Raw genomic sequence first — 15,025 nt, 5'->3', positions numbered from 1 at the left:
CGGCCGGCGCTCCGTCGGCCGCCGCCTGATTCTGAACGCCGGGCCGCCTTGCGGCGGCGCGCGCGTCGAAAGTAAAACTCATGACATCGCAACAACCGAAACGAGTGTTTTTCCTGGCTTCCTATGGTTCGGACGCCGGGCTGACCTCCATGACCCTGGGCCTGGTGCACGCGCTGGAGCGCGACGGCATCAAGGTGGGCTTCGTCAAGCCCATCGCACAGCCCGCCAGCGTGGGCGCCGAGCTGTCCAGCCACTTTGCCCGCCAGCTGTGCAATATCGACGCGCCGGCGTCCATCCCCTTCGCCCGCGCTCAAGCCATGCTGCGCGAAGGCGAGCTGGCCACCTTGATGGAGGACGTGGTGCGCCTGGCGGAACAGGCGCGCGACAATCACGACGTGCTGATCGTTGAAGGCCTGGTGCCGGACAGCGACGCGCAAACCGCCATTCGCCTGAACGCGGAAATGGCCGGCAGCCTGTCCGCGGAACTGCTGCTGGTGCTGTCCGGCGCCGGCCGCGGCGCGCGCGACATCGCCGAATGCGTGCAACTGGTGCAGCGTCAGTTTGGCGCAGACGGCAACGGCAAACTGGCCGGCCTGCTGCTGAATCGCGGCGCGGAGTGCGGCAATCTGGCCGGCCTGCGCGCCGAGCTGGCGGAGCTGGGCTGCGCCACGCCGCTGCTGGGTTGCGTGCCGTACGACGCCAAACTTGACGCGCCGCGCGTGCTGGACGTGGTCAGCGCGCTGGGCTTGAAGATTGAACACGCCGGCCAGATCGAGCAGGCGCGCATGCGCGAAACCGTGGTGGCGGCCCGCACCGTGGAGAAGATGGCCGAACGCCTGCTGCCGGGCACCCTGGTGGTGACGCCGGGCGACCGCAGCGACGTGGTGTTGGCCACCTCGCTGGCCATGCTGCGCGGCGTGCCGCTGGCCGGCCTGCTGCTGACCTGCGGCGAACCGGTTTCCGGCAGCATCCTGCCGCTGATCCAGTCCGCGCGCCAAGCCGGCCTGACCATTCTGTCCACCGAGCGCGACACCTATGAGACCAGCACCATGCTGGCCAATCTGGACCGCCACGTGGCGATGGAAGACGCCGAGCGCATGCAGGCGATGATCGACTTCGTGGCCGAGCGCATCGACACCGCGGTGCTGGTGCAGAAGATCGGCGAGCCGCGCGAAGTGCGCCTGCCGCCGCCGGCCTTCCGTCATCGTCTGATCGAGAGCGCGCGCCGCTCGCAAAAGCGCATCGTGCTGCCGGAAGGCGACGAGCCGCGCACCATCCAGGCCGCCGCCATCTGCCACGAGAAGGGCATCGCCCGCTGCGTGCTGATTGGCGAACCGGAGCGCATCCGTCAGGTGGCGGAAGCCCAGGGCGTGACGCTGCCGGCCGACATTGAAATCCTGGCCCCGAAAGAGGCCGCCGGCCGCTACGTGGCGCCGATGATGGAAATGCGCAAGAGCAAGGGGCTGACCGCGCAGCAGGCGGAAGAGCAACTGGAAGACAGCGTGGTGATCGGCACCATGATGCTGGCCCTGAACGAGGTGGACGGCCTGGTATCCGGCGCGGTGCACACCACCGCCAACACCATCCGTCCGGCGTTGCAACTGATCAAGACCGCGCCGGGCGCCAGCATCGTGTCCAGCATCTTCTTCATGTTGATGCCGGATCAGGTGCTGGTTTACGGCGATTGCGCGGTGAACCCGGACCCGAACGCGGAACAGCTGGCGGACATCGCCATCCAGTCCGCCGATTCCGCTCGCGCCTTCGGCCTGAGCCCGCGCGTGGCGATGATCTCTTACTCCACCGGCACTTCCGGCAGCGGTTCGGACGTGGAGAAAGTGCGCGAAGCCACCCGCATCGCCAAGGAAAAGCGCCCGGATCTGATGATTGACGGCCCGATGCAGTACGACGCCGCCAGCGTGGAGTCCGTAGGCCGCCAAAAGGCGCCGGACAGCGAAGTGGCCGGCCGCGCCAACGTCTTCGTGTTCCCGGATCTCAACACCGGCAACACCACTTACAAGGCGGTACAGCGCTCCGCCGGCGTGGTGTCGGTGGGCCCGATGCTGCAAGGCCTGCGCAAGCCGGTCAACGATCTGTCGCGCGGCGCGCTGGTGGACGACATCGTCTACACCATCGCCCTGACGGCGATCCAGGCGGAGGCGCAGTAAGAGCCTGTTTACGCGCTAAGTCAACACGCGCTAAGCGGCTCCAGCCCCGCGTGATCCGAGCGTAATCCAAAAACAGCCCCCGGCGTTTTGCGTCGGGGGCTGTTTTGTTTAAAGCTTATCGAGAGCGCGCGGGCTTTGTCCGGCGTTGCCGTTTTTTGGCGGTAGATCAATGCAGATGGGATTGTGTTATAATCAAAGGGAGGTTGAACTTCCGATAAACATTTAATTAGAAAGGGAACCTGCTTATGCTGAGCCTGTTTTTGATTACTGTTTTTCTGATTATCAGTCTGATCCATTGCTACTGGGCCCTGGGGGGCACTGTAGGAATGGGCGCGGCCGTGCCCGAGGTGGACGGCAAGCCCTTGTTCCAGCCTTCCCGCGGCGGCACTTTCGCGGTGGCCGGCGTACTGGCCTTGTCGGCGCTGGCGGTTGCGCTGCATGGTCATTTGACCCGCTTCTGGCAAATGGAGACCGTGCGTTGGGGTTTGCTGGCGCTGGCGGCCGCATTGCTGTTGCGCGGCATCGGCGAATTCCGCTATGTCGGTTTGTTCAAGAGCGTTCGCGATAGCCGCTTCGCCCGCAACGACACTCGTTTCTATTCCCCCTTGTGCCTGCTGCTGGGCGCGTCCTTGCTGTTCCTGGCCTGGTAAGCAGTGAAAAGCGGGCGGCGCGAGCCGCCCGCTATCCGTGGTTCTCATCAGCGCTTGCTGTTTTTATAAAGCAGCTGCGCTTTCCAGTCCTGCCGCTGCGGCTGGCGCGTGATGCTGACGCGGAAGCGTTCTCGCGGGCCGATATTGGGCTGCCATAAATACAGTTGTCCATCGTGGGCGCCGCCGTTCCAGGCGGTCAGATAGTAGTCGTTCTGCCTCGCCCAGTCCTTGAAGCTGACAATATCGCCGTCCCGCAGGCAGCCGTCCGGCCGATCCTGGATCTGCAAGCGCAGCTCCGAGGAGGCATTGAGCGGGCCTTGCTTGGTGTAATAGGCGTATTGATTGGCGTCCAGGCCGCCCCACCAGGTCCAGAACCACCCGGGGCGGTCCGCCCGCTCCACCCGCAGGTAGTCGCCGGAGCGCAGGCAGCCGTTGTCGCGCATGGCGAAGTTGTTGGATAGGTTGAAGCGCGCTGTGGGGCCATTGCCGGGGCTGGCCTTCAGCCAGCCGTCGTTGGAGGCGGCGCTTTGCAGCCATTGGCCGTTGCCCAGGCTTTGCAAGCCCACCTGGCGGTAGCTGCCTGCCTGGTCGGTATAGGATTGCGTGGGGGTGGCGGCGTCCGCCCAGGCAAAGGCTTGCACCGGGTAGTGGTCGCTGTAGTCGGTATAGGCATAGGTGTGCTTGCCGACGGATTGCACCGTCCACTGCGGTGACGGCGCGTCCAGCGCCAGATTGTGCCAGGCCGCCGGCTGGCGGTGGGCTTTCAGCGTCAGGATGTAGTCCAGGTATTCCGGCGCGTCGCCGCCGCGCGCGCCATAGCGTTCCAGCGCCAAGCCGTTGCGGGCAGTGTCGAAGCTGTCTGCGACGCCGGCGTAGCGGGGTTCATTGGCCTGCAGGATGTCCAGCATCGCGCGGTATTCCGCCGGCTTGCGGCGGTCCACGTTCATGTCGCCGGCTATCAACACCATTTCGTCCTTGGGCAGCCGCCGCGCGCGCAGCCAATCGGCGATTTCGCGCAGCTGGGCCTGGCGCACGGCGGCGTGGTCTTTGCAGCCGCTGTCCTCCGATTGAAGATGAGTGCCCAGTACGTGATAGTACTGGCCGCCCACTTGCAGCTTGGCGTAGGCGAAGCCCTTGAGTGCGTATTGATCCCAGCTGCAGCCGGCGTTGCGGAACAAATACTGCCGCTTTTCCACGATGGGCCAGCGGCTGACGATGGCGACGCCGCCGTCTTCCGGCCTGGCGCCGTCCCAGCCCTCGGTGCCGTCCCAGCCGTTTTGGCTGCGGCCTATCACCGGGGTTTGGTGCGGGAATCGCGCTTTCAGGCCTTGCAGCAGCGCCTCGGAACTGCTGTTGTCCTGAAGCTCCTGAAACACCGCCACGTCCTGCTGCCGCAGGATGGGCGCGGCGGCGATCAGGCGTGCGCGTTGTTCCTGGCCGTAGTTGGGATAGAGCGACTGCGGCAGCAACATGGCGTTCCAGGTGGTCAGCTTGAGATCGTCGGGGTAGGCGGCGAGCGCGGGAGCGGCCAGCAGCGCGGCGCAAAGTGCCAGACAAGCGTTCATCATGTCTCCAAGGGGTGGGGGAGCGCAAAGCTTGAATGGCCTGGTTTACGGAATTGCTATGTCATTTAAATTTGATCTGGCGTAGAATCTCCACCGCGCCGACACTTCGGCGTCCGTCCGTTTGCGCGGATGCGAGTCTTCCCCTTTCCCGATAGGAGCGCGCCGGAATGAAGCTGTAATGCCCGTCAATCGTTTGCCCAGCCTGGGCCGTTTGCCGCATTGCCGTTTCTTTCGTTGTCATGCTTCGTCTTCGCTCCCCCATGGGAGCCGTCCATTTCCTTATGGATGCGGCTTTGGCTGGGTGTTTCCAATGCTCTGAATAGAACAGGATTCCCCATGTTGGAACACGCTTCCCTCGATATTTTTTCGCATAATCAGGCCGCCTGGGATCGCCAGGCCGAGCAGGCCGGCCCGTGGTCGCAACCAGTGGACGCCGCCGCCATCGCCGCCGCGCGCGCCGGCGATCATCAGGCGCGGCTGACGCCGGGACCGCTGCCAGCCGGCTGGCTGGATCAGGTGACCGGCTGGCGTATTCTGTGCCTGGCCAGCGGCGGCGGTCAGCAGGGCCCGCTATTGGCGGCGGCAGGGGCGGTGGTCACAGTGTTCGACGCCTCCGAGCAGCAACTGGAGCGCGATCGGTTGGTGGCGCGGCGCGAAGGGCTGACGCTGACGACGGAGCAGGGCGATATGCGCGATTTGTCGCGCTTCGCCGACGCCGGCTTCGACTGCGTGTTCCACCCGATTTCCAATCTCTACGTGCCGGACGTGCGTCCGGTGTGGCGCGAGTGCTTCAGGGTGTTGTGCCCGGGCGGGCGCTTGCTCAGTAGTTTTTTCAATCCGGCGGCTTTTATCGGCGACCGCGACCCGGCGTATGCGCGTCAGGGTCTGATTCGGCCGCGCTACCCAGCGCCGTATTCCGATCTGCGCGATCTGGAGCCGGCGGCGTTGGCCGCCAAACGGGCTGGCGGCGAGGCGCTGGTGTTCGGCCATAGTCTGGCCGAGCAGATAGGCGGCCAGTTGGAGTCCGGTTTTTTGTTGGCGGGTTTCCACGAGGAGATGCAGCCGACGCCGCGCTTCGTCATCGACGGTTATCTGCCGGCCTTCATCGCTACTTGGGCGAGCAAGCCGGAGGCCGCGGGCGGCGTGTCGTCATAGCGGCCGCGCCGGCCGGATTACCCGGCGGGGTGCAGCCGGCTGTTCAGATAGCGTTCGCCGCGGCGGCGCAGCGGCGGGGGCGCCAGTTTCAGCCATTGGTTGAAATGCAGGCCCAGCAAGGTGTTGTTGCCGGCTTCTTCCTGTAGCGCGATGGCCAGGCTGTCGTAGACCGGGTCGTCGTCGTGGAGGTCGTCGGCGCTGGCTTGGGAGAAGCTGTCGGCGTTCGCGTTCCAGCGGCAGTCCGCGCCCAGGCGCAGTCCATAGCCGCGCGGCAGGCCGGAGGCGAGCAGGCGCGCGTATTGACGCTCGAAGCCATCGGGATCGAACAGATAGCTGTCGCTGTGCAGCCAGCGGCCGTCCAGCCGCGCTTGCACCAGGCCGTGGAACAGGTGTTCCGGCAGGCACAGGTAGACCGGGGCGGGCACGGCGTGGCGGAGGATGCGTTTGTCCAGCCGCACGAAGCGCAGCCGCGCCGGGATGCCGGCAGTGGTCAGCAGCGCGCGCAGCAGGTCGCCCTGGGCGTTGCAATGGCCGCGTCCCAAGGCCAGCGTGCGCTCCGGCGTGACGGTTTCAAACTGGCTGGTGAAGCCGAAGCGCACATGGCCGCGCACGAAGTCGTGCAAGGCGCGGCAGTAGTCGTGGTCGTTGTCGGGGGAGGCGTCGCGTTGCACCTGGCGCAGGGTTTCGCTCAGGCTCAGCCCGGTGCGAGGCGCTGGGCGGACGGGGTCTGGCTGGTGGCTTGGGTGCATGGAATGCTCTATCGGCCTAGGTTAGCCATATTGAATATTCTGGGGCGGGGATTGTCAATGCACAGTTTGATGACGCCGGGGCGGAAAAGCCGCCAGCCCGGAAGAGAGGCCGGCGGCGAGCGTTCTGCGCCTAAGAGTCTGTTCATAATCTGCTGCGCTTCGTGAGGCGTGACACGGTGAGTGCCGCTTCGAAATGCTCATGTACCACTTGACCATTCCGCTTTCTCAGCGGTTTTCGCCTTGTCTCGCCCTTGCTCGCGAGACTTTAGAACAGGCTCTAAGAAACGCGCTAAGCGCCGATCAAACGTGCAGCAGCAGGAAGCGACGCTCCCACGGGCTGATCACGTCAAAGTACTCCCGGTACTCGGCTTCCTTGATGGCGCTGTAAGTGCGGATGAAGTGTTCGCCGAACAGGTTGGTCAGCGGTTCGCACTTGAGCAGCATGTCGATGGCGTCGTCCAGGTGGCGCGGAAGTTGGTGAGGCTGCTCGTAGGCGCTGCCGGTCAGCGGTTCGGACGGCATCAAGCCCTGTTTCATGCCCAGGTAACCGCAAGCCAGGCTGGCGGCGATGGCCAGATAGGGGTTGACGTCGACGCCGGCCAGACGGTTTTCCACCCGCCGCGCCTGAGGGTCCGAGTGCGGCACGCGCAGACCGCAGGTGCGGTTGTCGTAGCCCCAGGACAGGTTGATCGGCGCCGAGGTGTAGCGGCTCAGCCGGCGGTAGGAGTTCACATAGGGCGCGAAGAAGGGCATGGCCGGCGGCAGATAGTTTTGCAGACCGCCGATGAAATGGAAGAATTTCTGCGAGGGCTGGCCGTCCTTCAGGCTGAAGATGTTTTTGCCGCTGTCCTTGTCCACCACGCTCTGGTGCAGGTGCATGGCGCTGCCGGGCTGGCCCTGCATCGGCTTGGCCATGAAGGTGGCGTACATATTGTTGCGGATCGCCACTTCGCGCACGGTGCGTTTGAACAGGAAGACCTGGTCCGCCAGCGCCAGCGGGTCGCCGTGGTCCAGATTGATTTCCATCTGGGCGGTGCCCATTTCGTGGATCAGAGTGTCCAGTGCCAGCCCCTGGGCCTCGCACCAGTCGTACATCACGTCGAAGATGCCGTCGTATTCGTTGACAGCGTCGATGGAGAAGCTCTGCATGCCCGCTTCGGTGCGTTTGGTGCGGCCTACCGGCGGGCGCAGCGGGATGTCTTCGTCCGGCTGGATTTCCACTAGGTAGAACTCCATTTCCGGCGCCACCACGGCTTTGAGGCCTTCGTCTTCGTACAGTTTGAGGATGCGCTTGAGCACGTTGCGCGGCGCCAGGTCCACCGGGCGGCCGTCGAAAAAGGCGCAATCGTGGATGATCTGGGCGGTGGGCTCCAGGTTCCACGGCACTGGGCGCAGCGTGCTGGCGTCCGGGATCAGCCGCATGTCGGGATCGGCGATGGAGGTGAAGTCCTGGTCCGGGTAATCCCCGGTCACGGTCATGGAGAGCACGGCTTCCGGCAGGCGCAGGCCTTCGGCCGGATTGTATTTATGGCGCGGCACGATTTTGCCGCGGGCGAGCCCGGTCATGTCCGGGATCAGGCATTCCACTTCGGTGATGCGATTGTCGTCCAACCATTTGTTGATTTGTTCTGCGTTATTCATAAACCCTCTGTTGTCATGTGTGCGCGCCCGAGCTGCTGTCGCGCTGGGCGTTGTGCCGCAAGGTATGCGGCCGCTGCGCTTGTACTAAAAATAATCTACGGTCCAGTGTGCGGCAGCCGGGGCTGCGCGGGCAGGCGGGACGGGGCTGGAATCGGGCCCATTGATGGATCGGCAATCCGGGTGCTCCTCTCTGATTTGATAAAACGGCCAATGCCGGTTTGAATGGGATTGATCGTTCTTGGTTCGAAATGTTCAATATTTTGAACGAATGCATGCTAGTACCGGCGCGTGGACATTCGCAATGATTATTGACTGAATGTTGGCCAGCTGTTGGTTTGCGGCAACAGGGAAATCTGCCACGGGGACTGTTAAGACCTCTTTATGAGTATTAGAATTAGACGATATGGAAAACGATACCGAACAGATAAGACCCGCTTCAGATTCCAACTCGCCATCGCCGAAACCGCGCCGCCGCTGGCTGCGCTGGGCGGCGGTCCCCATTGTGTTGTTGGCCTTGTTCTGGGGGTTCCTGGGCTGGCTGGCGCCGGGCATGATCAGCGACGCGGCCTCCAAATGGGCGCAGGGCATAGGCCGCACCCTGAGCATGGGCAAGGTGAAGATCACACCTTGGGACATGTCGCTGGAGGTGAGGGATCTCAAGCTGAGCGAGGGCGACGGCCGGCCGCTGTTCGCGGTGAAGCGGGCGTATCTGAACCTGGACCCGTCCATGCTACTGATCGGCCGCTGGCAGGCTCAGGAGTTTTCCTTGGACGAACCGAGGCTGGCCTTGGCGCGCAACCGTGCCGGTCAGTGGAACTGGGCCCATTTCGTCGCCGACGCCGCCGGGCCGGCCAAGCCCGAAGGCGGATCGGACAAGCTGCCGCGGCTGTTGATCAAGGCCTTGAACATCCGCAACGGCCAGGCGCAGTTGTCGGACCGGCTGGGCGGCGACGAGCGCTTTACCATGGTGCCGCTCAATCTATCGCTGGTGGACCTGTCCACGCTGCCGGAAAACGGCAGCTACACGATGCAGGCGGCCTTGACCGACGGCACCCGTTTCAACTGGAAGGGCAGCATCAATCTGCAACCGCTGAAGTCCGACGGCGAGGCGCAGATGGCGGAGCTGCCGCTGGCCTCGATCTGGCCTTATGTGCAGCCGCATTTCAACACCGCCGCGCCGGAAGGCCGTTTGTCCGTGTCGGCGCGCTACCATTTTGAAATGTCCGGCAAAACGCCGGAGCTGACGGTGTCGCCGTTCCGCGCCAGCCTGCTGCGCTTCGCGTTGAAAGCGCCGGGCGGCCGCAGCGAACTGACGATTCCGGAAGTCCGCGTCGAAGGCGGCGCGCTGGACTTGGCGCGTTCAATGTTGAAAGTGCAGTCCATCGAGCTGGACCAAGGCCTGGCGATGGCCGGGCGCGACCGCGACGGAACGGTGGATTGGCAAAAGGCGATTCCGGCCGCGCCGGCCGTCGCCAAGCCTCAGCCGGCGGAAGCGCCGCTGCCGTGGTTGGTGAACATCGAGGCGATTAAGCTGCGCAACTGGCGCGTGAGCTACGCCGATCAGGGTTTCCGCCAGCCGCTGGCGCTGGAGGCCAAGCTGCCGCTGTTGTCCGGCCGCTTCGCCTTGTCGCCGGACCATGGCTTCGCGCTGACGGGCATGCTGGCGCGGCTGGACGAGCTCAAGCTGGGCGCGCAAGGCGCGGAACCGGTTTTGAGCCTGGCCAGCGCGGAACTGGCGTCCAGCCAGTTATTGCAACAAGGCCGCCGCATCGAGCCGGGCAAGCTGACGCTGAGCGGCCTTGAGGCCAAGGTGGAGCGCGACCGCGCCGGCCAGATCAATCTGGCCCGCTTGTTCGAGTCCGCCAGCCGTGCCAAACCGGTCCCCGCGCCGACGCGCGCTCAGAGCGAGGCGGCGCCGGCCTGGAAATTCTCTTATCCGGAAATGGAGTTGCGCGACAGCCAGTTGAGCTGGACCGACCGCGGCCTGCCCAAGCCGGTGAGCGTGGCCTTGTCCGGCCTGGGCGGCATGGTGGAAGTGGACGACGGCCAGCGGCTGGCGGTGGACCTGGCCGGCAAGCTCAACGGCGGCAAGCTGGCGGCCAAGGCCGATATCGACGCCTCCGCCGGAGCGCTCAAGGGCAAGTTGCGCGCTGACGGGGTGCAGCTGGCGCCGTTGGCGCCCTACGCCTTGAGCGGCACGCCGCTGCGTTTTGGCGGCGGCGCGCTGTCGGCGGATTTGAACCTGGATTTTGGCGCCCGCGGCTGGCGTGTCGGCGGCTCAGCCGGCGTGGCGCGGCTGGCGGTGTACGAGCCGGGCGAAAAATTGCCCTTGCTGGGCTGGCGCGATCTGCAAGTACGCGGCCTCAGCGCCCAAGGCATGCCGCTGAAAGTGGCGATTAACGATGTGCGGCTGCAAGCGCCGGCGGGGCGACTAGTGCTGGACGAGAAACGCGAGCTCAACGTGGCCCGGCTGTTTGCCGGCCAAGGGGGCGCCAAGCCGGCCGCGCCCAAGGCTAAGCCGGGGCCGCTGCCGTTGGTGGAGGTGAAGTCCATTCACGTGCAGGGAGGCCGGGTGCAGTTCGCCGACCACGGCATGAAACCGGACTTCGCCACCGATATGCACAATCTGCGAGGCTCCATCCAGAACCTGTCCACCCGCGCCAATCGGCGCGGCAACATCACGCTGGACGGCGACGTGGACCAGTTTGGCGACGTCAAGGTGCGCGGCGCGCTGTCGCCGCTGGCGCCCACCGACAACACCGACATCACGCTGGCCTTCCGCAATATCTCCATGGGCACGCTGAACCCGTATTCGATGAACTTCGCCGGCTGGCAGGTCAAGGACGGCCGCTTGTCGGTGGATCTGCGCTACCTGCTGGAGCAACGCCAGCTCAAGGGCGAGAACCGGGTGGTGATTGATTCCCTGCAACTGGGCGACGAGCTGCCGGACAGCGAGTACAAGGGCCCGCGGCTGCCGTTGCGGCTGGCGGTGGCTATTTTGGAGGACAGCGATAAACGCATCGATCTGGATTTGCCGGTGGCCGGCAGCCTGGACGATCCGCAGTTCAGCTACGGCAAGATCATCTGGAAAACCATCGTCAACGTGGTGACCAAGGTGGTGACCGCGCCGTTCCGCGCATTGGGCGCCTTGCTGGGCGGCGAGGGCTTCGACGATATCCGCTTCGTGGCCGGTGAGGCCAATGTGACGCCGCCGGAGCGCGAGAAGCTGGTCAAGGTGGCCGGGCTGATGGTGAAGCGGCCCAAGCTGATGCTGTCGATCAGCGGCGGCTACAACGCCAACGCGGACCGCAAGGAGATGGCGCGCGCGCAAACCGATCTGGCGATCTTCGCCGCCGCCGGTCATCAGCTGGGCGCCGGCGAGCCGCTGCCGCAGCCGGACATGCAGGACGGCGAAATCCTGTCCGCGGTGAAATCGGTGTACGGCAAGCAGATCGGCCGTTTCAAGCTGCTGGGCCACACGCTGAAGCCGGGCGGACCGTCCGGAGCGGCCTTGGGCAAGCTGCTGCGGGACGAGTTGATCGCCGCGCAGAACATCACCGACGCCAGCCTGCAGCAATTGGCCAAGCAACGCGCCGCCAATGCGCGCGCGGCCATGATCAAGACCGACCCGGCCCTGCAGGAACGCATCCAGTTGGGCGAGCCGGTCAAGGTCTCCGCCGGCCGCGACGGCGTGCCGCTGGAGGTGAAACTGAAGACGCCGTGAGGCGACGGCCGCGCGTCGTGTTTTTGCCCATGACAATAGGGAAAAACGGCGGCGGGGTGGAATAGCGCTTGATATGTGTCAACGAACGGCGTAACTACATATAGTGTAATACGCCGTTTTTCTTTTCCAGATGTTGCGTATTGGACGTGTCGAAACCTTTTGCGGCTCACACGGTCCATTGCATGCTGGAAGGGGGCCGCCCTGGCCGCCGCAGGCCGCAATTCAAGAGGAACCGGGAACCATGAAGCAGGAAAACATCGCCGCCATGACCGAGCAGGATATCTCCCGCGAGGTATTGCTGGAAAAATACGCCAAGAACGGCGAACACAGCGTGAGCGAAGTGCGCCTGCGCGTGGCCAAGGCGCTGGCGGCGCTGGAAAGCGACCCTGCGCGTTTCGAGCCGCTGTTCTATCAAGCGCTGGAAAACGGCTTTATTCCCGGCGGCCGCATCAATTCCGCCGCCGGCACCGATTTGCGCGCCACCTTGATCAATTGCTTTGTGCAGCCGGTGGGCGATTCGGTGTCCGAAACCGAAAACGGCAAGGTGGGCATTTACGAGGCGCTGCTGCAGGCCGCGGAAACCATGCGCCGCGGCGGCGGCGTCGGCTACAACTTCTCGCGCATCCGCCCCAAGGGCGCGCGGGTCAAGGGCACCAACAGCCGCGCGTCCGGCCCGGTGTCCTATATGCGGGTGTTCGACCGCAGCTGCGAGACGGTGGAGTCCGCCGGCGCGCGTCGCGGCGCGCAGATGGGGGTGCTGGATATTTCTCATCCGGACGTGGAGGAATTCATCCACGCCAAGGACCAGGGCGATTTGCGCAATTTCAACATCTCGGTGGGCGTGTCCGACGACTTCATGCGCGCCGTGGAAGCGGACGCCGCCTGGGAACTGACCCACGCGGTGGAGCCCTCGTCCGACGCCTTCCCCGGCAGCTACCAGCGCGAGGACGGCCTGTGGGTCTACCGCGCCGTGCCGGCGCGTGAGCTGTGGCGGCAGATCATGGCTTCCACCTACGACCACGCCGAGCCGGGCGTGCTGTTCATGACCCGCATCAACCAGGACAACAATCTGTCCTATTGCGAGGTGATTGAGTCCACCAACCCCTGCGGCGAGCAGCCGCTGCCGGATTACGGCTGCTGCGACCTGGGCTCCATCAATTTGTGCCGCCATGTGCGCCAGCCGTTTGGCGATAAGCCCAGCTTTGATTTCAAGAGCTTCGAGAAAGTGGTGCGCATGTCGGTGCGCATGCTGGACAATGTGCTGGACCTGACCGTGTGGCCGCTGGAGGAGCAGCAGCGCGAGGCCCAGGCCAAGCGCCGCGTCGGCCTGGGCTTCACCGGCCTGGGCGACGCGCTGATCATGCTGAAAATACGCTATGACAGCGAGGAGGGCCGCCGTTTCGCCAGCCGCATTTCCGAGGCGATGCGCGACGCCGCCTACGACGCCTCCGTCGATCTCGCCATCGAGAAAGGCGGTTTTCCGCTGTTCGACGCCGACGCTTACCTGGCCGCTCCGCACTGCGCCAGCCGCTTGCCGGAGGCGATCAAGGCGCGCATCCGCAAGCATGGCATTCGCAACTCGCACCTCTTGTCCATCGCGCCCACCGGCACCATTTCGCTGGCCTTCGCCGACAATGCCTCGAACGGCATCGAGCCGCCGTTCTCCTGGTTCTACACCCGCAAGAAGCGCATGGCCGACGGCAGCCAGCAGGAATATCTGGTGGAAGACCACGCCTACCGCGTCTACCGGATGCAGGGCGGGGACACCAACGCCCTGCCGGACTACTTCGTCTCCGCGTTGGAAATGAGCGCGCTGGACCATATGCGCATGGTGGCGGCGGTGGCGCCCTATATCGACACCGCCATCTCCAAGACGGTGAACGTGCCGGGCGATTATCCGTTCGACGATTTCGAAAGCCTGTATCTGGAAGCCTGGCGCGCCGGACTGAAAGGGATTACCACCTACCGGCCCAACAGCGTGCTGGGTTCGGTGTTGTCGGTGGAGCCGGCCAAGCCCAGCGCCGCCACGCCGCAGGACTTGTCCGGCAGCGGCGACGGCGATCCGGACCGCCGCGTGGTGCTCAACACCGCGCCGACGCCGGCCTTGTCCAGCTTGAAGTGGCCTAACCGGCCCAAGCTAAAGGAAGGCAACCCGTCGTGGACGTTCATGGTGGAAGGGGACGCCGGCGACTTCGCCGTGGTGGTGGGCCATGTGGAGAACGGCCGAGTGTCGCCGTTTGAATGCTGGGTCAACGCCACCGAGGAACAACGCGGGCTGGGCGCGGTGGCTAAAACCCTATCCATGGACATGCGTTGCCGCGATCACGGCTGGCTGGCCGCCAAGCTGGATGCGTTGTCGCACACCAACGGCGACAAACGCTATGTGTTCGATCTGGGCGAGCGCACCGTCTACGCCACCTCGGCCTCGGCGGCCCTGGGCCAGGTGGTGCGCCACCGCGTCGAGCAACTAGGGGCGTTGCCGGCGGATCAAAACGAGCCGACGCCGGTGATGGACGCGCTGTTCGCGCGCAAGGAGCCTAAATCCGGAACCGACGGCACCATGAGTTGGTCGGTGGACGTCAGCAACCCGCAAACCGGCGACGACTTTGTGCTCTTCATCAAGGAACTGGTGCTGCCCAACGGCCAGCGCCGACCGTATTCGATGTGGCTGGCCGGCGCTTACCCGCGAGAGCTGGACGGCCTGTGCAAGATGCTGAGCCTGGACATGCGGGTGATAGACCCGGCCTGGATCGGCCTCAAGTTGCGGAAGCTGCTGAGCTACGCCGAGCCGCAGGGCGATTTCTTCGCCCGCATCCCCGGCGTGGAGAAGTCGCAGAGCTGGCCGTCCACCGTCGCCTATCTGGCGCAACTGATCATCCATCGCTACGCGATGCTGGGGGTGTTGACCGAGGAGGGCGTGCCGCTGGAAGAGATGGGAGTGATGGTGCCTGAGCAAAGCGACCTGTTCAGCCCGGAAGCCAGCGCCGCCTTGAAACAGGTGCCGGGCAAGCCCTGCCCGGAGTGCGGCAACCACGCCTTGATCAAGAAGGATGGCTGCGAGTTTTGCACCGCCTGCGGTCACGTAGGCGCTTGCGGTTGAGCTTGAGACGGGTTGATTGACGACAATGGTTGTGAGTGACAGCATAAGCTGCGACTTTGCCACTTAAGGAGATAAATGTCCTTCCCGAACTGTAACTCCAGTGTATTGGGGATTGGAACCCGGTTTGATGAGGTAGGCTTTTCCACTCGTGGCTAGTTGACAAGGTGCGCCATGCCAAAAAAAGGTAGCCTTGTTGCCAAGATGCTCAAGGAGATGATTGGTTGTTGTTGCGCTCTTCTTGATGTCCAACCGGACCGGTATGTGTTGATCATCATG

Annotated in this window: 8 protein-coding genes; 5 read left to right on the top strand and 3 right to left on the bottom strand. The window is 64.5% G+C overall.

All coding sequences use genetic code 11. The features are described from left to right. Window positions 1-80: 80 nt before the first annotated feature. On the top strand, window positions 81-2,165 hold the full coding sequence (pta, locus tag BR71_RS14750) for a phosphate acetyltransferase (protein ID WP_043638991.1): 2,085 nt from the start codon (window positions 81-83) through the stop codon (window positions 2,163-2,165). A 245-nt stretch (window positions 2,166-2,410) separates the two neighbouring features. Next, complete coding sequence (locus BR71_RS14745; protein WP_043638989.1) at window positions 2,411-2,815, top strand: DUF3995 domain-containing protein; 405 nt, start codon at window positions 2,411-2,413, stop codon at window positions 2,813-2,815. Between the two features lie 47 nt (window positions 2,816-2,862). On the opposite strand, the gene sph is transcribed toward BR71_RS14745, so the two are convergent. Then, window positions 2,863-4,380, bottom strand: a complete 1,518-nt coding sequence (gene sph / locus BR71_RS14740; protein ID WP_052370610.1) for a sphingomyelin phosphodiesterase — start codon at window positions 4,378-4,380, stop codon at window positions 2,863-2,865. A 336-nt stretch (window positions 4,381-4,716) separates the two neighbouring features. Between sph and BR71_RS14730 the strand changes: the two genes are divergently transcribed. Next, entirely contained in the window at window positions 4,717-5,535 is an 819-nt protein-coding gene (locus BR71_RS14730) for a class I SAM-dependent methyltransferase (protein WP_043638984.1), read from the top strand. 17 nt (window positions 5,536-5,552) lie between these two features. On the opposite strand, the gene BR71_RS14725 is transcribed toward BR71_RS14730, so the two are convergent. Both BR71_RS14725 and BR71_RS14720 read right to left on the bottom strand, forming a co-directional pair. Then, on the bottom strand, window positions 5,553-6,284 hold the full coding sequence (locus BR71_RS14725) for a transglutaminase domain-containing protein (protein ID WP_043638981.1): 732 nt from the start codon (window positions 6,282-6,284) through the stop codon (window positions 5,553-5,555). Window positions 6,285-6,584: 300 nt separating this feature from the next. Next, entirely contained in the window at window positions 6,585-7,925 is a 1,341-nt protein-coding gene (locus BR71_RS14720) for a glutamine synthetase family protein (protein WP_019103796.1), read from the bottom strand. A 403-nt stretch (window positions 7,926-8,328) separates the two neighbouring features. On the opposite strand from BR71_RS14720, the gene BR71_RS14715 reads away from it, so the two are divergent. Beyond that, window positions 8,329-11,649, top strand: coding sequence for a DUF748 domain-containing protein (locus BR71_RS14715; protein ID WP_081862685.1), 3,321 nt, complete (start codon window positions 8,329-8,331; stop codon window positions 11,647-11,649). Between the two features lie 241 nt (window positions 11,650-11,890). Beyond that, entirely contained in the window at window positions 11,891-14,749 is a 2,859-nt protein-coding gene (locus BR71_RS14710) for an adenosylcobalamin-dependent ribonucleoside-diphosphate reductase (protein WP_043638973.1), read from the top strand. Window positions 14,750-15,025 lie beyond the last annotated feature (276 nt).

This window comes from Chromobacterium haemolyticum DSM 19808 (assembly GCF_000711885.1).
GTDB classification, from domain to species: domain Bacteria; phylum Pseudomonadota; class Gammaproteobacteria; order Burkholderiales; family Chromobacteriaceae; genus Chromobacterium; species Chromobacterium haemolyticum.
This window is presented reverse-complemented; position numbering and strand designations above follow the sequence as displayed.